Source organism: Ruminococcus sp. RTP21484sp1_RTP21277st1_D2_RTP21277_210401 (assembly GCF_040924225.1).
GTDB classification, from domain to species: domain Bacteria; phylum Bacillota; class Clostridia; order Lachnospirales; family Lachnospiraceae; genus Blautia_A; species Blautia_A faecis.
On sequence record NZ_JBCOMJ010000006.1, the window covers coordinates 79,367 to 102,809 of the forward strand.

Here is a 23,443-nt window from a genome sequence, read left to right on the forward strand (position 1 = left end):
TTTATACAGACAAAAGGGTCCGGTCCTATTCAGACCGGACCCTTCTCTGAGTCTTATTCATATGCTGTCAGCCATAGCTTGTCAGCATTCGAAAACCCTACTCTGCTTCTGATTAAGCGTTAAGCAGTTTGCCAAAGTGTTTGATTGTACGAACCATCTGGCTTGTGTAGGAGTTCTCATTATCATACCAGGAAACAACCTGAACCTCTGTTGTGCCATTCTCAAGTGGAAGAACCATTGTCTGAGTAGCATCGAACAGAGAACCAAATCTCATACCAACGATATCGCTGGAAACGATCTCATCTTCGTTGTATCCGAAGGACTCGTTAGAAGCTGCTTTCATAGCTGCGTTGATCTGCTCTTTAGTTACATTTCCTTCAACAACTGCTGTAAGGATTGTAGTAGAACCTGTTGGGGTTGGAACACGCTGTGCGGAACCGATCAGTTTGCCGTTCAGTTCTGGGATAACAAGACCGATTGCTTTAGCAGCACCTGTGCTGTTCGGAACGATGTTAACTGCAGCTGCACGGGATCTTCTCAGATCGCCTTTTCTCTGCGGTCCGTCAAGTGTCATCTGATCGCCTGTGTAAGCGTGGATTGTGCACATGATACCGGATTTGATTGCAGCAAGATCATTAAGTGCTTTAGCCATTGGAGCTAAGCAGTTTGTTGTACAGGAAGCTGCGGAAATGATGTGATCCTCTTTTGTAAGAGTCTCATGGTTTACATTGTAAACGATTGTCTTAAGGTCGTTTCCAGCCGGAGCGGAAATGATAACGTGTTTAGCACCTGCATCGATATGAGCCTGAGCTTTGTCTTTGGATGTATAGAATCCAGTACACTCAAGAACTACGTCTACACCGATCTCTCCCCATGGAAGCTCAGCAGCGTTAGCTTTTGCATAAATTTTGATTTCTTTTCCGTCAACTGTGATGGAATCCTCTCCAGCTACTACTGTATCTGCAAGAGCATATCTTCCCTGAGTTGAGTCATATTTTAATAAGTGAGCGAGCATTTTAGGAGATGTTAAGTCGTTGATAGCAACGATTTCAAATCCTTCTGCACCGAACATCTGACGGAATGCAAGACGACCAATACGTCCAAAACCATTAATTGCAACTTTTACTGCCATGATAAATTCCTCCTATGAATTAAATGGTAAAAATTATGTGAGTGCTTCAATCTTTGTGAAAGAAACATCAACCTATAGCGTATTGTACCTAATTCCGAACAAAAATTCAAGCCTATTTTCAAAAAAATAACAAGCAAATTGCCACAAATATCCTCTGATATGATATACTGCTCTCAAATGAGACAATTAAGTCCCTTTTATGACACAGTGGCAGCATTTATGCACATTTTTTCCTTTCTTTTTCGTGTAGGAAGAATTTTTTTCACATGTTCCTTCGCTGTACACTTATCCATAAAATATATCTTTATATTTACAGAAAATATATTTTTAAAATACTTTGCTTGGTTTATAATTCATAAGGAGGTTATTATGAAAATACTTTCCAACTCTCCCGGAGTTTTGTGGGACTGCCACATGCATTCTGAATTTTCCGCAGATTCCGGCACTCCCACTGAGGATATGATCCGCCAGGCCATTGCACTGGGGTTTAAGGGAATCTGCTTTACAGAGCATCTGGATCCAGACTATCCACCAACTCCGGATGACCTGGAATTTGCCCTGGATATTCCCGCCTATTACACCAAACTCAACGAACTGAAAGAGACCTACAAGAATCAGATTCACATCCATTTCGGTATTGAGATCGGTTTGCAGCTTCATCTTAAACAATATTTTCACAATCTTTTAAAAGAATATCCTTTCGATTTCGTGATTGGTTCTTCTCACGTAGTCCACGGTGCCGACCCCTACTACCCGGAATTTTTCCAGGGCAGGAACGAGGAACAGGCCTACCTTGAATATTTCGAATCCATTCTGGAGAATCTGGATGCATTTCATGAAATGGACACTTATGGACATCTGGATTATATTGTCCGCTACGGTCCAAACAAGAACCAGTTTTATTCTTATAAAAAATATCGGAACATTCTGGATGCGATTCTGAAAAAACTGGCAGACACAAATGTAGGACTGGAGGTCAACACCGGCGGTTATCACTACAGGCTTGGAGAGCCAAACCCATGTACGGATATCATCCGACGTTATAAAGAACTAGGGGGTGAAATCATCACCATTGGTGCTGACGCGCATACACCGGATAAAATCGGCTATGCCTTTGACAAAGCATCAAAGGTACTGAAAGAATGCGGATTTGAATATTATACAGTATTTGAAAACCGGAAACCAACCTTTGTAAAGCTATAAGGAAACCCTATTTTGCCATGCACTGCAGAAGCGATCAGCTTCTCACATCAGCCCGGCTTTTAGAACGTGTTAAAAAAATGCCTCATCGCCAGAATAAGCGATGAAGCATTTTTTGCGTTTCTTTTCAAATTCAGCTTGAGGTATTATTTTTGATTGCCACTCAAGACCAGGTCAGTCATTATTTCTGCACTTTCTCCAAAAACAGAGAAATAATTCCTTTCTTTTCCTTCTCATGTGCCTTGTTATACAAAGATCTGCACCATTCTGTGATAACTTCGATTATGACCGGAGAGAAGGTCATCAGGATAAATACCAGGATGATCATTCCGAACTCCAGTGAGCCAAGTGCAAGCAGGTTCTGCACACATACGGCTGCAAAGAAGAAAATAAACTGCATACCGTAAATAATGATTTTCCTGTACCTGCTAAGCGGCGCGTATACCGTCTTCAAAGCTGCCATGTAATTCCATCCTGTTACCAGGAAACAGGCTGTACTCAGCATTACATTGCTATGGTAAACGTTCTGGCAGACCAGCATAATGGTAAATACACATCCCGTGATGGTGACTGCTGCTGGGAATGCATTCATAAATACATAACGCAGAAAACCACTCTCAATCTTGTTGAAGTTGTTTTCCTGGGCGAGCAGGAAGGTTGGGATACCCACTGCACAGGCACTGATCAGGGACATCTGAATTGGCTCAAACGGATAGCTATCGCCCCAGAAAATAGTAATCAGACACAGCAGCGCAGAGAAAATAGTTTTGATCAGGAACATGGAAGCTGCGGTGCGGATGTTGTTCACCACACGGCGTCCCTGGTTCACAATCTCCGGCATAGCAGCGAAATTAGAATCCATAAGGACTACATTTGCAATGTTCTTGGCAGCGTCACTTCCCTCTGCCATAACTACGCTGCAGTCTGCCTCTTTCAGTGCCAGAACATCGTTCACACCGTCACCGGTCATGGCAACTGTATGCTTCTGTTTCTGAAGGGCAAGCACCATCTCTTTCTTCTGCTGCGGGGTTACACGGCCGAATACGGAACACTCTGCAACGGCACGCTCCATATCCTCCGGTGTAGTGATAGTGGTGGCATCAATATATTTATCTGCATTCTCCAGGCCTGCTTTTTTTGCAATGGCAGAAACAGTCACAGGATCATCACCGGAGATCACTTTCAGATCTACGCCCTGGTCTTTGAAAAATGCCAGGGTTTCAGGGGCATTATCCCTGATAATGTCAGTGAGCATAAATAACGCAACCGGCTTTAACCCTTCCGGAAGCTCATTCTCCCGATTCAGGTTTGGGCTATGCGCCAACACCAGAACACGTAAGCCTTCTTTTCCATAAGCAGCACACTGCTTGATCAAGTCTTCATTTCCATCCGGAAAAAGGAACTGAGCAGCACCCATCAGATAAGTTCCTTCTGTTTTAAAGGCTACACCGCTGTATTTGCGGTCTGAGGAAAACGGAATGCAATGATCTACCGGCATGTCCGTTCTTCTGGAGAAGCGTTTGTGGAGTGCATCTGCGGTGGCATTCTTATCCTTTAAAACGGACATCATGTTTGCCATGACACGCTCGATCTCGCCCATGGTCAGTTCTGGCTGGGCGCCGCTGATGGCTAAATCAGTATTGACATTGCCCTGTGAATCTTGTGCTGACAGCTGTTCAGTAGTTCCCATAACAGCTCCTATCTGCAATTGTGCCGCAACCACGGATACTTCAGACTGCGCCTCTGCAGCTGCCATTTCTGGAACTTTCTGAGCTTGATTCGCTGTTCCATTTATTGTACTTTCGCTTATATTCTCATTTTCTGCTTCCGGAGTCCTGATCTCCATACCCTCCACATAGGGCTGTACCTGCTCCACACACATGGTACCGGCTGTGATGGTTCCGGTTTTATCCAGACAGAGGGTATCCACTCTCGCCAGAGTCTCAATACAATACAATTCCTGCACCAGGGTATTCTTACGGGTCAGTGTCAGCGCACCAAGAGTCAGCGCCACACTGGTAAGGAGCACCAGTCCCTCAGGGATCATTCCAAGGACAGCAGCCACCATATTCACTACTGCATCCCGGATTCCGTTTCCCGCAATGTAATATTGCTTATAAAATAACAGCATTCCCATAGGAACTATGATCACACTTATAGTCTTCAGAATCGCATTCAGGGAATTACGAAGTTCTGAGTTATGACGTTTAAATTCCTTCGCCTCGCTGGTAATCTGAGATGCGTAATTATCCTTGCCAACGTGGATAACCTGACAGCAGGCCTCTCCGGATGTGACAAAGCTTCCTGAAAAAAGCTCGTCCCCTTCATTTTTCTGAAGGTTATCCGATTCACCGGTCAGCAGGGATTCATTGACCTCAATACTGCCCTCAAGCACCTTGGCATCTGCAGGCACCTGATCTCCTGTTTTCAGAAAAAGGATATCGTCCAGAACCAGCTTCTCCGTGGAGATAGACCATTTTTTGCCTTCACGCAAGACCACTGCCTTGCTCTCCGTAAGGATAGCCAGCTTATCCAGCGTCTTTTTCGCACGCACTTCCTGGATGATTCCGATCACCGTATTGATCACAATAATTCCCATGAACATGGAGTTCTTATAGGAACCAACCAGCAATACCATAATCATCAGAGCCAGATTCAGAAAGTTGAAAAATGTAAGCACATTCTCCCTTACGATCTGCTTATAGCTCCTTGTGTTGGGGTTCTCATTGACATTGATTTTCCCCTCTTCAATTCTTTGTTGTACCTGTTCGTTTGTCAGTCCTGTCATCGTTACTTCCTTCATTCTTATGTTTTATTTAAGGATGTTTCCGTTTTACTCTTTTTCCCATTGTATGATACCAGTGTCAAAAGGTCAAAAAACCGTTCGTGCCATTGTATTAAAATAGGGCAGATGATAACATCCGCCCTGATGAATTCTCTTTACGGTCTGCCTCATCTTTACCACCTATTTATCTGTAACGAAATAAATCTGCTTAAGGATTCGGTTTCCTGTAAAAAATATTATTCTTTTGTATCGATGACGACACTTTATAATTACTGCAGTTCGCAGTAACTATTAATACTCTTCTTCCTCTGCCTCTTCACCCTCGTGAATGTCAGACTTCGGTTTCTTCAGACCTTCGATCTCAATGTGATGCTTCTGTGCGTAATCCCACAGTGCAGCATGTACAGCCTCCTCTGCAAGAAGAGAACAGTGTACTTTCACTGGCGGAAGTCCGTCAAGAGCCTCCATAACAGCCTTGTTGGTAAGCTTCATGGCTTCCTCAATAGTTTTACCTTTTACCATCTCAGTAGCCATACTGCTGGTTGCTACTGCGGCACCGCAGCCGAAGGTTTTGAATTTGCAGTCTCTGATAATATGTGTCTCGTCATCGATATCCAGGAAAATTCTCATAATATCGCCGCATTTGGCATTTCCTACTGTACCGACACCGCTTGCATTCTCTATTTCTCCAACATTACGTGGATGCTGGAAATGATCCATTACTTTCTCACTATACATCTTTTTTTCCTCCTGGCAAGTGTTTTAATCAAATTTTTTATTTTTTTAACTATTCAGCAGGCACTATTCCGCGAGGTGTTTTTTGTGAACGTAGTTCACAGAAAACCCGAGAATATCGGCGCGAAATCATGCAAAGCATGATTTCTGTGCATCGCGAAGCGTGTAACTGTGAAGGTACTGAACAGTTACTGTTTTTTTATAAAATCTTCATATAATGGAGACATTGATCGCAGGTAAGCTACGATTTCTTTCAGCTTATCTACTACAAAATCAGCATCTTCCATGGTAGTCTCCTCGCTTAAGGTCATACGCAGGGAACCATGCGCAATCTCATGTGGGAGTCCGATAGCCAGAAGTACATGGGACGGATCCAGGGAGCCTGATGTGCAGGCGGAACCGCTGGATGCACAGATGCCATAATTGTCAAGCATGAGCAGCATGGACTCTCCTTCGATGAACTGGAAGCTTACATTTACGTTATTTGGAAGACGTTTGGTGCGGTCACCATTTAATTTCACATACGGAATCTCTTTCAGGATTCTTTCAATGAAATGATCTCTTACCTGAATCTCTTTGTCTGTACGTTCTTTCATAGTGCGGACTGCACGATCTGCAGCAACGCCGTAACCTACGATTCCAGGAACATTCTCTGTACCTGCGCGGCGCTTTCTCTCCTGCGCTCCACCATGTACAAAGGAACGTATCTTAACACCCTTGCGGATGTAAAGGAAACCGATTCCCTTCGGTCCATTCAGCTTATGTCCACTGGAGCTGAGCATATCAATTCCTAACTCATCTACATTGATCGGCACCTGTCCAAAAGCCTGTACTGCATCTGTGTGGAAAAGGATGCCATGCTCTTTGGCAATTGCACCGATTTCCCTGATCGGCTGGATAGATCCGATCTCATTGTTCGCAAACATAACAGAAATCAGAATCGTCTCTGGTGTAATAGCTTTCTCAAGCTCGTCAAGCTTCACAATACCATTCTCATCTACATCAAGATATGTGATCTTCGCTCCGCGCTCTTTCTCAAGATATTCGCAGGTGTGAAGGATTGCATGATGCTCGATTTTGGTTGTGATGATGTGGTTTCCTTTGGATTTATATGCTTCAAAGGTGGCTTTCAGTGCCCAGTTATCAGACTCTGAACCGCCAGCTGTGAAATAGATTTCTTCTTTCTTGGCACCAAGTGCATCTGCGATCTGGCCTCTTGCCTTGCTGACGCCTTCTTTGCTCTTGGATGCGAAGTCGTAAATGCTGGATGGATTTCCATACATTTCGGTAAAATAAGGAAGCATTGCTTCTACTACTTCCGGAGCGGTCTTGGTAGTAGCCGCATTATCCAGATATATCATTTTTCCCATTTTTCTTCCTCCTGGTTTATTGGTATCAATTCGATATGAAAGACTCCCGGGAAAGGGTTATTTCATCTATCTCCTTAGGTACTTTTCTATTTCCTAGTATTTCGCTTGGATTTCTATCCCACTTTACCAGATAATAACAGTTCTGTCAAGGCACATTTACAGCATAAACTAATTAAAAGGATGAAGAGGATAGGCGGATTCTTATGTCTGACAAACTTTTTATCAAAGGAACCCTGATTCTTACTCTTACCGGCCTTGTCAGCCGCCTGATGGGTTTCTTCTATAGAATATTCTTATCTCATACTATTGGTGCACAGGGAGTTGGAATTTACCAGCTTACGCTTCCGGTTCACGCAATCGTACTGGCAGCCTGCTGTATGGGCATTCAGGCTGCTATTTCCAGGCTGTGTGCCTCTTTCACTGCCCTTGGAAAAGAAAAAGAGTCCAGAGATGCGTTGCTTCTTGGAACATTTCTTTCGATGGCACTTTGCGGACTTTTATCTTTTCTGGTCTATTGGAATGCAGATTTTGTGGCTTCTGCCTTGTTAAAAGAGCCGCGTACTGCGGTTCTGCTTCGTATTCTTGCCTTTAGTTTTCCTTTTTCAGCCTTGCATTCATGCGTAAACAGCTTTTATTATGCCAGAAAAACGACTGGAATTCCAGCTTTTATCCTGCTTCTTGAGCAGACTTCCCGGATCGGCAGCACTTACGTGATCTACCTGATTCTGATTTCCCAGAAAAAAGAGATTACCCCTGTAATAGCGGCCGGAGGTGCACTTTTCAGTGAGCTTACAGCCACTGTAGCATGTATGCTGGCGCTTGGACTGGATTTTTCCAGGGAAAATTACAAACCAGTCACCGGACTGCTTCGACGTATTTTACGAGTATTTTTCTGTATGTGCAAAGGCACTCACAGAAATTCACCTTCTGCTGTAAAATATATTTCACATATACAACCAGCTTCTGTCAAAAACAATACTGCCACTTCCATAAATGCTCTTATAAAAGGAATCGCCCAGATTGCAGTTCCCCACTCTGTCAACCGGCTGCTGCTTACCTTACTCTCTGGCATCGAAATGGTTCTTATTCCCCAAAGACTGCTTCTGGCTGGAATAAATCGGACTGATTCCCTGTCTGTGTACGGAATTTTTACCGGAATGGCGCTGCCGCTGATTCTTTTCCCGGCGACACTGACAAATTCTGCCTCTGTTATGCTGATGCCTTCTGTGGCTGGTTTACAGGCCCTCGGTCATGAAAAAAAAATTCGGCATGTGATCCGCCGCACCTGTGAAAACTGCTTTTTCTTCGGAGGTTTCTGTACATTCTTTTTCTTTATTTTCGGAAAATCACTGGGAAATTTTCTTTTTCACAGCGAAACTGCGGGGATTTATATAAGAACGTTAGCTTTTATCTGCCCTTTTCTTTATACAAATACTGCACTGGAAAGTATTCTGAACGGTCTCGGGCGCCCAGATGCCTGCCTATTTCACAATATTGCAGGAGTGTGTATCCGAATTGGATTTGTTTTCTTTTCTATTCCTGTGCTTGGAATCCGTGGATATTTTTACGGAATGCTCCTTTCCCAACTGGTTCTTACCTTGCTTCATTTCATTTATCTAAACAGACTGGAGCGTGTTTGAAAAATCATTCCCGCAATTTGCCTATCGACATTTTTTCCATCATAGTCTATAATATTGAATCGAAAATAAATTTTGCCGATAAAAGGAGAAAATACCATGGGATTTGAATTCATCAAAAAGCTTCCAACCCCCGACGAGATCCGCAACCAATATCCCATTGATGCAAAGATCAAGGCACTGAAAGAGAAACGTGATCAGGAAATCCGTGACGTATTCACTGGAAAATCCGATAAATTTCTTGCAATCATTGGTCCCTGTTCTGCAGATAATGAAGATGCTGTATGCGACTATCTGCTGAGACTTCGCAAAGTTCAGGACAAGATCGCGGATAAAGTTTTAATCATTCCTCGTGTTTATACAAATAAACCTCGTACTACCGGAGAGGGTTATAAAGGAATGGTTCACCAGCCAGATCCGGAGAAAAAACCTAATATGCTTGCCGGTCTTGTTGCCATCCGTAAAATGCACATCCACGCTATTGAGGAAAGCGGATTTACCTGTGCAGACGAGATGCTTTACCCAGAGAACTGGCGTTACCTTTCCGATCTTCTTTCCTATGTTGCTGTAGGAGCACGTTCTGTTGAGGATCAGCAGCACCGTCTCACTGTCAGCGGTATGGATGTTCCGGCGGGAATGAAGAATCCTACAAGTGGTGACTTCAGTGTTATGCTGAACTCTGTTGTTGCAGCTCAGGGCAGCCATACATTTATCTACAGAGGATGGGAAGTTGTAACTACTGGAAATGAGTTGACACATACCATTCTTCGTGGTGCTGTAAACAAACACGGAGAGGCTATTCCGAACTACCATTACGAAGATCTTCGTCTTCTTTTCGAGAAATATTCCGCTAAGAACCTGAAGAACATGGCTACCATCGTGGATACCAACCATTCCAACTCCAACAAGCAGTATGAGCAGCAGATCCGTATTGCCAAAGAAGTTCTTCACAGCCGTCAGGTTGATTCTGATGTTCGTGGGCTGGTAAAGGGTCTTATGATCGAAAGCTACATTGAGCCAGGCAATCAGAAGATCGGACCAAATCATGTATATGGTAAATCCATTACAGATGCTTGTCTTGGATGGGAAGAATCTGAGAAGCTGCTTTATACAATCGCTGAGATGTGCTAGCACCTGTTTGAAAAATCATTTCCGCAATCTGCACGCCCCACTTTGCGGTATATTTTCAGAAATAATATTTATTTATCTCCTGTATTCTGATTTCGGAATGCGGGAGATTTTTTTAGGCACACTCTAATATCTTCCGATAGCATTTTCGGTCAGACAATTTTATAATACAAGAAAGAATCTTACTTTGCAAAATTTCCTATTGCATAAAAAAGAATCCTGCTTGCAGGATTCTCCGCCTGCGGCGGGTCGCCTCGAGCGACAACTACCTTTCCGCCACAGTGCGATCCTGCCCGGTAGGGCTTTTTATGTAATAGGAAATTCCAACGGAATTTCCTATTACATAAAAAACTGCCCACAGGTCTCACCCATGGACAGTTATCATCTTATCCGCTCTTCTCAATGTCTTGGATGTGCTTTCATATACACATCTCGCATCCGATTAATATTCATGCTTAAATATACCTGAGTCGTAGAAATATCGGAATGTCCCAGCATTTCCTGGACGCTTCGGATGTCTGCTCCATTCTGCAGCATATGTACTGCAAAAGAATGTCTCAATGTATGTGGCGTAATATCTCTGTGAATCCCAGCCTCCAGAGCATAGCCTTTCAGCATTTTCCAGAAACCCTGACGGCTCATGGCCTTACCGGAGCAATTTGTGAACAGCGCATGCTCTGAATCATCTTTCACAAATACCTTACGTCCCTCTTCAAGATAAAGATTCAACGCTTCCTTGCTTACATTTCCAATCGGAATGATACGCTCTTTATTCTCCTGGCAAACCACATAGCCAAGCTGAAGGTTTACATCTGTGGTCTCCAGATGGATCAGTTCGCTGACACGCATACCAGTGGCATATAAAAGCTCTAACATAGCCTTATCCCGAATTCCCTTAGGCGTAGTCAGATCTGGCTGCTTCAAAAGATCGTCAACTTCCTGAATACTGAGAATCTCCGGAAGCTTCTTCTCTACCTTTGGAGATTTCAGATTATCTGTGGGGTTCTCTTCCATCTTCCTAAGTGCAAACATGTGTTGAAAAAAAGCACGCATGGAAGCAACACTTCTTGAAATAGTAGATGACGCGAAGTTCTCTTTCTCCATATAATCCATGTATCCCATGAGATCAAATTCACGGACATCTTCCGCTTTCATAATCCCCTTCATTTCCAGGTATGCAGCCATCTTGTTCAGATCACGCTGATAAGAAACCTCTGTATTCTGGGATGTTTTCTTCGTATTATGTAAGTATTCAATAAACTCGCGTATTTCCTGTTCCATATTGTTTACTTCCTGTCTCTTTTGTTATAAATTCATTTCATATAGCCCATGATCATACGGCTTTAGACCATGTTGTAAAAAGGTTCTGGAGCGTATTTAAAAAAGCTTTCTGTAAGATGTGCGTCACAATTTGTGGGAGATTTTGCCCGAAATTCCTATTGTCCATTGCATTCGCTCTTTCACGCTTTATTGCAGGTACGGGCTACCTCCCCACAATAACTGATCTTAAAATGTATCTGTATTATACTTTGTAATTGACATAAAATCAAACCTTTTTTTCGTCCAAAAATCGTATAAAAACAAGCTTTTTTTGCCCATTTTACAAAATAACGTCGATTTTATGGTAACCAATACTATATCTTGTATTTTTCATATTATTCTCATTCAAAAAATTTCGAAAAATCCAGAATTTTGTTTAAAATCCATGGATTTACACGCCATTCCAAAAGAATCCCCGCACCGTATAGAGCTGTATATAAGAGCACTTTTAGGAGATAAGCGCTTACTTTTTGTGGAAAAATTCCATGATTGCGCCAGATTCCCATAGATTCCCTGTAGACCATCTGATACACCGAATCCCATAATGGCAGATAAATCAGATAATGCGGAAAAAGAAGTGCTACGGCAACTGCGCCTCCGGTAAGTCCGAACTGCAAAATAGACATGGAAAATACGATTCCCAGCCCAATCCCGGTAAAAAGCATCGCCATAATTGCCATAGGGACTCCAAATACAGTAAAACCACAGATTAGAGAAAGGAAAAAAATCCCGCCGCGCATCCAGAGAATCTGCAAAAGATAATCGATTCCTCCCGCTTCTGTTTTCCCATAGGTTTCCAAAAGGTACACTGCGGAAAATGCCTGCTGCTTCCAGGAAAAGCGGTATATAAAGTTCGGGATCAGCATTCCTGCAAGAAATCCTGCAAGCAGCAAAGTCAGTCCTGGAAAAAAACTTTTCTTTTTGATACTGAGTAAATTTTCCATATATTCACCCTGTACCATTGTACGCAAGCGATGATTTGATTATGAATTACATAAAAAAATTCTTCTTGATTTTCCATGAATCAGCTCATGCAAGCATGGCTCGTTCATGGCTGCCGTCCGAGACTTTCACAAATAAAAACCGCCTCCGCATCCTTCATATAGTATGAAAAATGCGGAAGCGGTTTCTTAATATTTCTTAATGTAAATTAACTCCGATTATTTGGCATAATCAACAGCTCTGCTCTCGCGGATCACATTGACTTTGATCTGACCCGGATACTCAAGCTCAGCCTCAATCTGCTTCGCTATATCTCTTGCGAGAAGTACCATCTCAGAATCATTCACATGCTCAGGAACTACCATAACACGGATTTCTCTACCAGCCTGGATTGCAAAGGATTTCTCAACCCCCTTGAACTGATTGGTAATATCCTCAAGCTGCTTCAGCCTGTTGGTATAAGTCTCCAGTGTCTCTCTTCTGGCACCTGGACGTGCTGCGGAAATTGCATCTGCTGCCTGCACGATACAAGCAATAAGACTCTCTGGTTCCACATCACCGTGATGTGCTGCTACTGCATTGATCACAATAGGTGTTTCCTTATATTTCTTACAAAGGTTTACACCAATCTCAATATGGGATCCCTCAACTTCATGGTCAATAGATTTACCGATATCATGAAGCAGACCGGCACGTTTCGCCATGCGCACGTCTACACCAATTTCACCGGCAAGCAGACCGGAAAGCTGGGCTACCTCAATAGAATGCTTCAGTGCATTCTGTCCATAACTTGAACGGAATTTCATACGTCCAAGAAGTTTCAGAAGCTCTGGGTGAATACCATGAACTCCAACGTCCATAGCTGCATTCTCGCCATCCTCGCGGATCTGAGTTTCAACTTCTTTCTGTGCCTTCTCAACCATTTCCTCGATTCTGGCCGGATGGATACGTCCATCTACGATCAGTTTCTCAAGTGCTACTCTTGCCACTTCACGTCTGATAGGATCAAATGATGAGAGAACTACTGCCTCAGGAGTATCATCAATGATAAGGTCTACACCTGTCAGGGTCTCCATAGTACGAATATTACGTCCCTCACGTCCGATAATACGTCCCTTCATCTCATCGCTTGGAAGCTGCACTACGGAAATAGTAGTCTCGGCAACATGGTCTACCGCACATTTCTGAATGGCATTTACCACATATTCCTTGGCTTTCTTTCCTGCTTCTTCCTTCGCCTGGCTCTCAAGTTCCTTGTAAAGTCTGGCAACATCAACTTTAACATCGTCTTCCACAGATCTGAGCAATTCTTCTTTTGCCTGTTCGGAGGTCAGACCGGAAACACGTTCCAGTTCCTGTACTCCTTTCAGCTCGAGTTCATCTACTCTCTTTTCTTTCTTCTGCAATTCAGCAAATCTCGCTGTGCACTCTGCCTCGCGCTTCTCAACTGCTTCAGCTTTCTTATCAACGGTTTCTTCCTTCGATAAGACACGCTTCTCATATTTCTGCAGTTCGTTTCTACGTTCCTTGGTTTCCTTCTCCAGTTCATTCTTTGTACGGAGAGATTCTTCCTTTACTTCCAATAAAGTTTCACGTTTCTTTGTTTCGGCCGTTTTTAAGGCTTCATCAATGATGCCTCTGGCCTTTTCTTCAGCTGACCCAATCGTTTCTGCGTCTTTCTTAACTTTGTTATCCACAGAAACTTTACTAGTAATAGGAACTGCAATCAGTAGAGTGGCTACTACAGCGACAACTGCAACAATAATTGTTGTCACAGGAGCACCTCCTCAATATTTAGTTTTCATTGTGCAATCACAACAATACAAGTTTATCTTTTTTTTAGAATTATGTCAAGTTTTTCTACACAAAAATGAAATTTATATTTCGTCAAGGGTTCCTGTGAAAGTACTAAACAGCTGAATTTTGTTAAAAATTCCTCTCACAGGTAATATTCATCTCTTCAAGTACATGGGATATATCCCCATAGGAAAAGCCTCTTCGCTGAAGAAATCCCTGCAGTCTGCGCATTCCTTTTTCATCCAGAACAGTATCTGGCTGGCACTTCTTCTCTACTGCAACGCGGAGAATGGCCAGTTCATCTGGCTCTTCAATCTCTGCTGCCTCTTCCCAGGCTGCAAGGGCAGTCTCGCGGTCAATTCCTTTCCCGGAAAGCTCCTGGAGAATCTTCTGACGGCTCTTGGTACCCATGCGGAAGGAAATATAATTCATGGCATAGCGGTGATCGTTCAGATACCCATAGGAACGCACATAGTTCATGGCATCCTCTGTGGCTTCTGCTGAAAAGCCTGCCTGACGCAGCCGGTCAGACAGGCCTTTCTCTGTACGGTCCATATGCTCCAGAAGAAGCATTGCCTTTCTTCTGGCATTCTTTTGCTCTTCAGGTGTAACCGCCATATTTTATTCCTCTTCTGCTGCCGGAGCGTCAGATTCTGGTGTAGTTTCATCTTGCTTCACATCCTGCTGCTCTTCCTCCTCACCTGGAAGAAGGTGATAATGGATACGAACCTTGCGTTCAATCTCATCGCAAATGTCCGGATGCTCTTTCAGGAACAGCTTGGCATTCTCTCGTCCCTGGCCGATCTTATTTCCTTCGTATGCATACCATGCACCGCTCTTATTCACAATAGAATTCTCAGCAGCAAGATCAAGGATATCCCCTTCCTTGGAGATGCCGGTACCAAACATAATATCAAACTCAGCCTGCTTAAATGGCGGAGCAACCTTATTCTTAACAACCTTGATCCTGGTATGGTTTCCAACCATCTCGCCGCCCTGCTTCAATGTCTCTACACGGCGTACATCAAGACGTATGGATGAATAGAACTTAAGGGCACGTCCACCAGTAGTTGTCTCCGGGTTACCAAACATAACACCAACCTTCTCACGGAGCTGGTTGATAAAGATCACAACGCAGTTAGACTTACTGATAATAGCGGTCAGCTTACGAAGTGCCTGTGACATCAGACGTGCCTGCAAACCTACATGACTGTCTCCCATGTCACCATCAATCTCTGCCTTGGGAACCAGAGCTGCAACGGAATCCACGATGATAATGTCAACTGCACCGGAACGAACCATGGTCTCTGTAATCTCCAGAGCCTGCTCACCATTATCCGGCTGGGAAATGTAAAGATTATCAATATCTACGCCGATGTTCTTCGCATATACAGGGTCAAGAGCATGCTCGGCATCGATAAAACCGGCAATTCCGCCTCTTTTCTGAACCTCGGCTACCATATGTAATGCAACAGTGGTCTTACCACTGGACTCTGGTCCGTAGATTTCTATAATACGTCCCTTCGGCACACCGCCTACCCCAAGTGCAATGTCAAGGCTCAAGGAACCGGTAGGAACAGTCTCCACCTGCATATTGGCACTGGACTCACCCAGTTTCATTACAGAGCCCTTGCCATATTGCTTCTCAATATGTCCAAGAGCCGCTTCCAGCGCTTTCTTCTTCTCTTCATTTATCATTATTCCGATCTCCTATTCTTAATAATCAGACAAGTCCGTAGTAATTTCTGTAATCATTAACCGGACTGTATAACCTGTTACCATTCACAAAAGGCACCTGGCAGAACCTTATCCGTGAACAGCAGCCAGGATCTGTTACTGTTCACTCCGTTCACAGTAACGCGCTTCGCGATGCACAGAAATCATGCAAAGCATGATTTCGCGCCGCAATTCTCGGGTTTTCTGTGAACTTTGTTCACAAAAACACCTCGCGGAACGTTACCAGTGAACAGCAGCCAGGATCTTCTTGCTTGCGCAAATACGAACCTATGTTCGTTTCTCTGTAGTACATACTATCTTAAATCAGTTCACTTGTCAAGCCCCTACTCGCCATATAAAAATTTTATTTTTCATGTTAAGCCAAACGAACTGTAAAGTTATTTTCACCGGTGGAATCATCCCGGAATACGGGTGTGAAATTCTTGTATACCCGGAGACAGACAAAACTCCGGTAAATTTTGAAATGAATCGTATACGACTTTTATATTGTCGTTTTCCTGTCAGTAATTCTACTATATAGCAAAACATCCGGAATTACAAGAATTATTTCCTGCAACCCGGATGTTATTTACTATCCCATTACTGTTCACTCCGTGACCAGTAACACTAGCCCCTCTTATCCCTGGCTAAGCACGCTTCTGACATGATCCACTTCTTCCCTTGTTGCCTGAGCTGCCGGCACATAATAGCCTCTTGCACGGGCAATCTGGTAAATCTCCTCCTGGGACATCTCGCACTGATTTCTCATCTGTTTTAAGGTTTGTTTCAGCTGAGGATTCTCTGTCTGAGGGATCATCTCCCCATAACGGGTCAGTTCACCGTTAATTCCGGCAAGGGTATCTGCTACCATCACTTTTTCATTCATCTGCGGCACCTCCTACTGTAAATACTGCATAAGCTGATTTTTGCAGTCCACTGCCGACTGGGCAGACTTCTGGAAAAACTGTTTTACCTGGGCATCTGTAGCCTTACTTGCATACTCCTCCATTTTACAATGGGTGGTGTCAAATCCGCCGATCAGGTGACGTAAATTCTGTAGATCCAGTTCTGAAATTTGGTTCATATAACCTGCCTCCTGTTAAAATATGTTACTGTTCACTCCGTTCACAGCAACGCGCTTCGCGATGCACAGAAATCATGCATTTGCATGATTTCGCGCCGCACTTCTCGGGTTTTCTGTGAACTACGTTCACAAAAAACACCTCGCGGAATGTTACCAGTGAACAGTAACTAAAATATTTCTGTAGCGAAAACCAACAGTATGGAACCTTTGTTTTCGACAGCCTTCAAATGTCCATATATACAAAATACAGGAGAAAATTAATCTCTCCTGTATCCTGAGGCGGACACTTTACAGAAAGTAGTATGTCCGAATTTCATCTTATTATGTACCGTATATATTATGTACCATATATATCTATATCCGTACTTTAAATGGCATATTTCTTACAGAATCCTTATTCCCCGATCAGCCAGTTGTACATCTCTTCATACTGGCGTGCGGAATTACTCCATGAGAAATCCTTTGCCATAGCCCGGTCTACCATCTTATTCCATTCGCGCTTCTTGTCATAGTAAATGCGCTCTGCATAGCGGATCGTGGAAAGCATCTCATGTGCATTGTAATTGCTGAATGAAAATCCAGTTCCTGTTCCTTCGAATTCATTGTAAGGCTCTACCGTATCCTTCAGACCACCTGTCTCTCTGACGATTGGAAGAGTACCATAACGAAGGCTCATCAGCTGGCTCAGACCGCATGGCTCAAACAATGACGGCATCAGAAATGCATCAGAAGCTGCATAGATTCTGTGAGACATGCTCTCATCGTAATAAATCTGTGCAGAAACCTTGCCATGATATTTCCAGTCAAAGTGACGGAACATATTCTCATAGCGCTCATCTCCTGTGCCAAGAGCTACAATCTGTACACTATCCTGACAAAGCTCGTCCATGATATAAGCGATCAGGTCAAATCCCTTCTGATCTGTCAGACGGGAAACAATACCGATCATCATAGCCTTCGGATCCTGCTCAAGTCCTAAATCTTTCTGTAGCTGGATTTTATTCTTAACCTTCTCCTTACGGAAAGTGGTAGCATTATAACGAGCTGACAGATTAATATCTGTCTCCGGATTAAAATCATTATAATCAATACCATTTACAATACCACGCAGACTATTGGAGCGTGCACGGAGCAGTCCGTCCAGACCTTCGCCATAGAACGGTGTCTTGATCTCATCTGCATATGTATTACTTACTGTAGTAACAGCATCTGCAAATACAATACCACCCTTCAGGAAGTTGCCATCCTTGTATGCTTCCAGCTTATCCGGTGTAAAGTAGTAATCGGAAAGTCCTGTAAGCTCCTTGATCGTCTTCACATCATATACACCCTGGAATTTCAGGTTATGTATGGTCATGATGGTCTTAATTCCCCAGAAGAACTGATTCTGCTGGAAGCTGTCGTGCAGATAAACAGGAACAAGACCAGTCTGCCAGTCATGGCAGTGAATAATGTCCGGACGGAAATCGATTACCGGAAGTACGGAAAGCACTGCCTTGGAGAAGAATGCAAATTTCTCCAGGTCCCACGGAGCACTGTCATATGGCTTCGGTCCACTGAAATAATACTCATTATCTATAAAGTAGAACTTAATGCCATCATACTCCATCTGAAGAATACCTACATAACAGTTCTTATATCCAAGATCCATGTAGAAGTGTGTGACATATTCCATTTTATCTTTCCATTCCTGCTTCATGCAGGCATATTTCGGTAAGATCACGCGAATATCAAAATAACGTTTATCAAAGCATTTCGGCAGTGAGCCGGCTACATCAGCCAATCCTCCGGTCTTAATGAAAGGCACTGCCTCTGATGTTGCAAAAAGAATTCTTTTCATCCAAAAAACCCTCCTTAGTAATAGCAAATAACGTTACTGCCACTTAATGCCAGTAACCTGCTTTTGTCTTTTATTATACCCCAAATTCGGCTCATTGGAAAGAACGATTTTTATATTCCAGTCTGATTTTGTCAGCAATCAGTGCAATAAACTCGGAATTGGTAGGTTTTCCTTTCCCATTGCTCACTGTATAGCCAAACAGCTGGTCAATGGTATCCATTTTTCCACGGCTCCATGCAACTTCAATGGCATGGCGGATAGCCCGCTCCACGCGGCTTGGCGTTGTCTGATGGCGTTTGGCTATGGTTGGGTATAAAATTTTTGTAATAGAATTCAGCATTTCCATGTCATTTACGGATAAAATAATGGCATCCCGCAGATACTGATAACCTTTAATATGTGCAGGTACTCCGATTTCATGTATAATATCTGTCACATCCGTTTCCAGATTTCCTGGATTGTAAGTATTTTCCTCTTCCTTTTGTCTTGGACGGTTCATTTCCCTGGCGCGTCTCTCTCCCGCCCGGCGGATGTGTTTGATCCGGTTCAGCAGCATTTTGTTGTCAAAAGGCTTCAGCATAAAATAATCTGCTCCAAGATCAAAAGCGTCCTCTGTGATCCGCTCCTGTCCCACTGCCGAAACCACAATAAATGACGGCACTTTTTTCAAATTTTCATCGTGACTGAAGCGCTCCATCACTGAAAGTCCGTCAACTTTTGGCATGATAATATCCAGTACAACCACGTCAGGCTGTTTTTCCTTTATGATGTTACAGATTTCTTCTCCATTATGTGCTTTTCCAACCAGTTTCAGGTCTTCGTCCTGATCAATGATCTTACTCAGTACCTCCACCATTTTCTCATTATCGTCCGCAATTGCCACATTCAATTTTTCCATGAGGCCATTCTCCTTCTACTATTTTGAAAATTCTCCGGCAATCCACAGCCGGAAAGTTGCTATATTTCTGATATCAGGAAGCAAACGCGTTTTTCTTCCCAATATCTTCCTATCACCTGTACAAAACAGCAGGGCCCTGTTTGCTCTTGCACATTTTTCAGAAAAATTTTCCTTTGCTGTAACAACGTCTATTATAGTGGAACTGCCATGGGGAAATCAAGCCGAAACTGCCGTTTTTACTGCATTTTCGTTCGATTAGTTTCGAGCTTTTTTGCGTCTTTTAACGACAATAATTTCATTTTTTCTGAGGGGATTTTTATATTAAGACAGCGTTTTACACCGACTCTCAATTTAACACAGTTTATTTTTTTCGCGTTTTATGATTGAAAGATATGGAACAGGTTCATAAAAATACAAGAGTGAAATCATGATTTTTCTCCATACTAGTACAGTGAAAATTAAGTTTCTGCTATATTGACACAGTATATGAAAAATCAGACAAGTCACTATAGCGGTTACTTAATATTTGCTGTACCAGCACAGTGAAAAACAAAAGAAAAGGATGTGAAAACATGTACCAGAAACGAAAATACAAACATTTTATCCTGCTCTGTCTTGTCCTTGACCTTCTGGCAATGGTATTTCTGGGATATCGTTATCTGGACCGGAAAATTCCGGATGAAATACACATTGACAAAAATTCAGGACTTGACCTTTCCCAGATTTCCAATCTTCCTTTTGTATCTTTCGGAGATACAATCACTGCTTCCGGGGAAGGAAGCTACCAGCTGCCTTGCAGGCTTTTTGGAAAAATAGCTTTCAAGAATATTAAAGTGAAACCAACAGAGGCAGACACCATTCTGGTCAGCGGCAGCACAGTGGGGATTTACATGGAAACAGACGGAGTTCTTGTGATCGACACCGGAGAAATCCTTTCTGAAAATGGACAGATGCAGGATCCGGCAAAAAATATTTTAAAGCCTGGCGATTATATTGTTGCACTAAATGAGCAGAAAATATCCTGCAAGCAGGATTTAATTAACGATCTGGAAACTATTGATGGAAAGCCTGTTACGGTAAGCGTGCGAAGAAATAACAGTACCATTCCGGTCTCTCTCTCCCCGGCACAGGATGCTTCCGGAAAGTACAAGCTTGGAATCTGGGTCCGGGATGATACCCAGGGAATCGGAACCCTTACCTATGTAACAAAAGACGGAAATTTCGGTGCTCTTGGCCATGGAATCAGCGATATTGACACAGGAAATCTTTTGTCAATAAAGGGAGGAAATCTTTACTGTGCCCAGATTCTCGGAGTGCAAAAAGGGGAAAAAGGAAGTCCCGGAGAACTTTCCGGGCTGATCCGTTACAGAAATGACAATGTGATCGGACAGATTCGTGTAAATAGTTCAAATGGAATTTACGGCAGTTTCACCAGCAGTTCTGGCAATAATATTACAGAGCTCCAGACCGCAGCTTCTGCTTCAAATGATACGGTCAATGCTTCTGAAAGCTTTAACCAGTCCAAAACTTCTTTCTGGGATTTTACAGACAGTTTTTCCGGAAATGATTCTCTGCCAATTTCCCTCCGCCAGATGAAAATTGGCTACAAACAGGAAGTACAGACCGGTCCGGCTTCCATTCTGTGTGATGTAGGTAATGGAGTAAAAGAATACGATGCAGAAATCACCAGAATCGACATGAACCACGAGGACACTAACAAAAGTTTCGTCATCCATATCACCGATCAGCGGCTTCTTAACACCACCGGCGGTATTGTCCAGGGCATGTCAGGCAGTCCCATCCTGCAAAATGGAAAAGTAATCGGTGCGGTGACCCACGTTTTTGTCCAGGATGCGGCAAGTGGATATGGAATTTTTATTGAAAACATGCTGGAGCCTGTCTGAAAAATCATTTCCGCAATCTGCACACCTCATAGTCTCTGATCTGAGCAGGCAGACTCCGGAATGTGCTTGAAAAATCTTCTGACATACCCAGAAATCCTCTGTCAAACAGGAACCTGTCTCACAGAGGATTTCAACTTTTTTCTAAACGGAGATGCAGCTGACAAGCCACTTCATCATATATGAAAGCCAGCTGCTTCGCGCCTGAGGCGCTCCCACAGCTGTCGAACATATTTCCTCAATCTACAAAAAGAAATCATTCCTTGCACTCCCGGGCAAGTTTCTTCATCTCCCTTGCATTCTCCAGCACAGCTCCAGTGATCTGGGCGCCGCCCAGGAGGCGAGCAAGTTCACGGACGGAGGCTTCCTCGTCCAGGGGATGGATCTGAGTGGTGGTCTTGGTGCCTTCAACCTGCTTCTTGATCTCAAAATGGGAATCTGCCATGGCTGCGATCTGGGGAAGATGGGTAATGCAGAGCACCTGATGATGATGCCCGATCACTGCCATTTTCTCAGAAACCTTCTGAGCAGTGCGTCCGCTGATTCCCGTATCTATTTCATCGAAAATCAGTGTTTCGATCTGGTCACGATCTGCCAGGATTGCCTTCAAGGCAAGCATAATTCTGGAAAGCTCACCGCCAGATACGATTTTACCAAGGGGCTTCAGACTTTCTCCCGGATTTGTGGAAATTTCATACTGAATTTCATCATAACCATTCTCTGTAAAACTGCTTCTTCTGGAAAACGTGATGGCAAACTGTACATCCAGGAAATTTAAGTCTTTTAATCCCTGAATTACCTTTTCCTCCAGCTGATGGCTGTATTCTTTACGAACCTCCGAAAGACGGCTGCAGGCTGTTTCCAGCTTTTTCTCTGCCTTTTTCAGTTCTTCCTTGGCAGCCTCGAAAATTTCTTCATACTTCTGAAGCTTGTTCAGCTTTTCCTGCTGTTTTTTCTGGTATTCCTGGATTTCTTCGATACGCTGACCGTATTTGGCTTTCAGACCATTGAGCAGATCCAGGCGGCGCTCTGTCTCATAAAATACGGATTCATCAAAAGTCATGTCATCCATATAGGAGGACAGCTCCCTGTTAAAATCATTGAGAAGTCCGTCCACCTCACTTAAAGTCTGGGAAAGGGATTCCAGCTGATCATCGTACTCTGTCACTCTGGAAAGCTCCCGAAGAGCCTCTCCCACTGCTTCCCCGGCTCCCTGTCCGTCATATCCGGTAAGGGCATGGGCACTTTGTAGGGAATCGATAATTCTGCGTCCATTGGAAAGCTTTCGATACTGCTTTTCCAATTCTTCGTCTTCTCCTGGAACCAGAGATGCTTTCTCAATCTCATTGATCTCAAATTCCAGAAAAGCCATTTCACGATTCTTCTGCTCTTCATCCATATCCAGAGATTTCAGTTCTGCCTGACATTTCTTATATTCCTGATAGGCAGCTTTCACCTTCTCTTTTTCCGGAAAGATTTTTTCACGGCCGTAAGCATCCAGGATTTCCAGCTGTTTCTCCTCATAGAGAAGGGACTGGTGCTCATGCTGCCCGTGAATGTCAAGAAGACAGGCTGCAGCAGCCTTCATCTGGCTGACAGTGCTTGTCTCCCCATTTATCTTATTAATGCTCCTGCCGTCCATGATTTTTCTTGACATGAGGATCTGTCCGTCCTCTGGATAAATATCAAGTGCAGCAAGTGCCTCTTTTGCTTTCGTATTTTCAACCTGGAATAAAAGCTCTACCAGTGCATAGGGCGCATTTTCCCTGATCATGCTTCTGGACGTCTTTCCTCCCAGGATCAGCTGCATGGAACCGAGAAGAATGGACTTACCGGCACCAGTCTCACCGGTGAGGATATTCAGCCCGGGTCCGAATTCCACTTCTATTTCATCTATGAGTGCAAGGTTTTTTACGTGTAAATGTACTAACAAGGTTGACCTCCTTACGTTACTGTAT

Annotated in this window: 19 protein-coding genes; 5 read left to right on the forward strand and 14 right to left on the reverse strand. The window is 43.5% G+C overall.

The annotated features are described in order from the left end of the window. Positions 1-112: 112 nt before the first annotated feature. Entirely contained in the window at positions 113-1,132 is a 1,020-nt protein-coding gene (gap, locus tag AB5706_RS06255; protein ID WP_117851616.1) for a type I glyceraldehyde-3-phosphate dehydrogenase, read from the reverse strand. Between the two features lie 369 nt (positions 1,133-1,501). Between gap and AB5706_RS06260 the strand changes: the two genes are divergently transcribed. Continuing rightward, positions 1,502-2,335 (forward strand): histidinol-phosphatase HisJ family protein, encoded by an 834-nt coding sequence (locus tag AB5706_RS06260; protein WP_173770288.1) that lies wholly within the window; start codon positions 1,502-1,504, stop codon positions 2,333-2,335. Between the two features lie 178 nt (positions 2,336-2,513). Here the strand turns inward: AB5706_RS06260 and AB5706_RS06265 are convergent, their stop codons facing one another. From AB5706_RS06265 to nifS, 3 genes are all read right to left on the reverse strand, one after another. Further along, a complete protein-coding gene (locus tag AB5706_RS06265; protein ID WP_368365944.1) occupies positions 2,514-5,120 on the reverse strand; it encodes a cation-translocating P-type ATPase in 2,607 nt (868 codons plus the stop codon). A gap of 288 nt (positions 5,121-5,408) precedes the next feature. Continuing rightward, positions 5,409-5,855 (reverse strand): Fe-S cluster assembly scaffold protein NifU, encoded by a 447-nt coding sequence (nifU, locus tag AB5706_RS06270; RefSeq protein WP_118580961.1) that lies wholly within the window; start codon positions 5,853-5,855, stop codon positions 5,409-5,411. A gap of 185 nt (positions 5,856-6,040) precedes the next feature. Next, a complete protein-coding gene (gene nifS / locus AB5706_RS06275) occupies positions 6,041-7,222 on the reverse strand; it encodes a cysteine desulfurase NifS (RefSeq protein ID WP_118580964.1) in 1,182 nt (393 codons plus the stop codon). A gap of 203 nt (positions 7,223-7,425) precedes the next feature. On the opposite strand from nifS, the gene AB5706_RS06280 reads away from it, so the two are divergent. After that, the gene (locus tag AB5706_RS06280; protein WP_173773252.1) at positions 7,426-8,862 is read left to right on the forward strand and encodes an MATE family efflux transporter; all 1,437 of its coding nucleotides are present in this window, start codon (positions 7,426-7,428) and stop codon (positions 8,860-8,862) included. A 96-nt stretch (positions 8,863-8,958) separates the two neighbouring features. After that, on the forward strand, positions 8,959-9,990 hold the full coding sequence (locus AB5706_RS06285) for a 3-deoxy-7-phosphoheptulonate synthase (protein ID WP_173718394.1): 1,032 nt from the start codon (positions 8,959-8,961) through the stop codon (positions 9,988-9,990). 396 nt (positions 9,991-10,386) lie between these two features. Here AB5706_RS06285 and xerD read toward each other — a convergent pair whose 3' ends face one another. Then, positions 10,387-11,268: a site-specific tyrosine recombinase XerD gene (gene xerD, locus AB5706_RS06290; protein ID WP_148462510.1), complete on the reverse strand. Its 882-nt coding sequence runs from the start codon at positions 11,266-11,268 to the stop codon at positions 10,387-10,389. A 41-nt stretch (positions 11,269-11,309) separates the two neighbouring features. Between xerD and AB5706_RS06295 the strand changes: the two genes are divergently transcribed. Continuing rightward, complete coding sequence (locus AB5706_RS06295; RefSeq protein ID WP_368365945.1) at positions 11,310-11,522, forward strand: DUF6783 domain-containing protein; 213 nt, start codon at positions 11,310-11,312, stop codon at positions 11,520-11,522. Positions 11,523-11,648: 126 nt separating this feature from the next. Here AB5706_RS06295 and AB5706_RS06300 read toward each other — a convergent pair whose 3' ends face one another. From AB5706_RS06300 to spo0A, 8 genes are all read right to left on the reverse strand, one after another. Continuing rightward, a complete protein-coding gene (locus tag AB5706_RS06300; RefSeq protein WP_148462511.1) occupies positions 11,649-12,251 on the reverse strand; it encodes a stage II sporulation protein M in 603 nt (200 codons plus the stop codon). 216 nt (positions 12,252-12,467) lie between these two features. Next, the gene (gene rny / locus AB5706_RS06305) at positions 12,468-14,024 is read right to left on the reverse strand and encodes a ribonuclease Y (RefSeq protein ID WP_148462512.1); all 1,557 of its coding nucleotides are present in this window, start codon (positions 14,022-14,024) and stop codon (positions 12,468-12,470) included. Positions 14,025-14,175: 151 nt separating this feature from the next. Continuing rightward, positions 14,176-14,664: a regulatory protein RecX gene (locus AB5706_RS06310; RefSeq protein WP_148462513.1), complete on the reverse strand. Its 489-nt coding sequence runs from the start codon at positions 14,662-14,664 to the stop codon at positions 14,176-14,178. A gap of 3 nt (positions 14,665-14,667) precedes the next feature. Further along, entirely contained in the window at positions 14,668-15,744 is a 1,077-nt protein-coding gene (gene recA / locus AB5706_RS06315) for a recombinase RecA (RefSeq protein ID WP_148462514.1), read from the reverse strand. Between the two features lie 655 nt (positions 15,745-16,399). Beyond that, the gene (locus AB5706_RS06320) at positions 16,400-16,648 is read right to left on the reverse strand and encodes a spore coat protein (protein ID WP_118580993.1); all 249 of its coding nucleotides are present in this window, start codon (positions 16,646-16,648) and stop codon (positions 16,400-16,402) included. Positions 16,649-16,660: 12 nt separating this feature from the next. Beyond that, positions 16,661-16,846, reverse strand: coding sequence for a hypothetical protein (locus AB5706_RS06325; RefSeq protein ID WP_148462515.1), 186 nt, complete (start codon positions 16,844-16,846; stop codon positions 16,661-16,663). A 394-nt stretch (positions 16,847-17,240) separates the two neighbouring features. Beyond that, entirely contained in the window at positions 17,241-18,686 is a 1,446-nt protein-coding gene (glgA, locus tag AB5706_RS06330; RefSeq protein ID WP_148462516.1) for a glycogen synthase GlgA, read from the reverse strand. Between the two features lie 91 nt (positions 18,687-18,777). Beyond that, on the reverse strand, positions 18,778-19,584 hold the full coding sequence (gene spo0A / locus AB5706_RS06335) for a sporulation transcription factor Spo0A (protein ID WP_148462517.1): 807 nt from the start codon (positions 19,582-19,584) through the stop codon (positions 18,778-18,780). A gap of 572 nt (positions 19,585-20,156) precedes the next feature. Between spo0A and AB5706_RS06340 the strand changes: the two genes are divergently transcribed. Beyond that, entirely contained in the window at positions 20,157-21,488 is a 1,332-nt protein-coding gene (locus AB5706_RS06340) for a SpoIVB peptidase S55 domain-containing protein (protein WP_233456009.1), read from the forward strand. A 253-nt stretch (positions 21,489-21,741) separates the two neighbouring features. Here AB5706_RS06340 and recN read toward each other — a convergent pair whose 3' ends face one another. Beyond that, positions 21,742-23,418, reverse strand: a complete 1,677-nt coding sequence (gene recN, locus AB5706_RS06345; RefSeq protein ID WP_173769995.1) for a DNA repair protein RecN — start codon at positions 23,416-23,418, stop codon at positions 21,742-21,744. Positions 23,419-23,443: the final 25 nt, after the last annotated feature.

Coding starts and splice junctions, on each gene's coding strand:
- xerD (WP_148462510.1), bottom strand. CDS start 11,268: ATGGAACAGGAAATACGCGAGTTTATTGAATACTTACATAATACGAAG.
- AB5706_RS06320 (WP_118580993.1), bottom strand. CDS start 16,648: ATGAATGAAAAAGTGATGGTAGCAGATACCCTTGCCGGAATTAACGGT.
- nifU (WP_118580961.1), bottom strand. CDS start 5,855: ATGTATAGTGAGAAAGTAATGGATCATTTCCAGCATCCACGTAATGTT.
- gap (WP_117851616.1), bottom strand. CDS start 1,132: ATGGCAGTAAAAGTTGCAATTAATGGTTTTGGACGTATTGGTCGTCTT.
- AB5706_RS06310 (WP_148462513.1), bottom strand. CDS start 14,664: ATGGCGGTTACACCTGAAGAGCAAAAGAATGCCAGAAGAAAGGCAATG.
- nifS (WP_118580964.1), bottom strand. CDS start 7,222: ATGGGAAAAATGATATATCTGGATAATGCGGCTACTACCAAGACCGCT.
- AB5706_RS06285 (WP_173718394.1), top strand. CDS start 8,959: ATGGGATTTGAATTCATCAAAAAGCTTCCAACCCCCGACGAGATCCGC.
- recA (WP_148462514.1), bottom strand. CDS start 15,744: ATGATAAATGAAGAGAAGAAGAAAGCGCTGGAAGCGGCTCTTGGACAT.
- AB5706_RS06300 (WP_148462511.1), bottom strand. CDS start 12,251: ATGGAAAATTTACTCAGTATCAAAAAGAAAAGTTTTTTTCCAGGACTG.
- AB5706_RS06340 (WP_233456009.1), top strand. CDS start 20,157: ATGTACCAGAAACGAAAATACAAACATTTTATCCTGCTCTGTCTTGTC.
- glgA (WP_148462516.1), bottom strand. CDS start 18,686: ATGAAAAGAATTCTTTTTGCAACATCAGAGGCAGTGCCTTTCATTAAG.
- AB5706_RS06265 (WP_368365944.1), bottom strand. CDS start 5,120: ATGACAGGACTGACAAACGAACAGGTACAACAAAGAATTGAAGAGGGG.
- spo0A (WP_148462517.1), bottom strand. CDS start 19,584: ATGGAAAAATTGAATGTGGCAATTGCGGACGATAATGAGAAAATGGTG.
- AB5706_RS06280 (WP_173773252.1), top strand. CDS start 7,426: ATGTCTGACAAACTTTTTATCAAAGGAACCCTGATTCTTACTCTTACC.
- AB5706_RS06260 (WP_173770288.1), top strand. CDS start 1,502: ATGAAAATACTTTCCAACTCTCCCGGAGTTTTGTGGGACTGCCACATG.
- AB5706_RS06325 (WP_148462515.1), bottom strand. CDS start 16,846: ATGAACCAAATTTCAGAACTGGATCTACAGAATTTACGTCACCTGATC.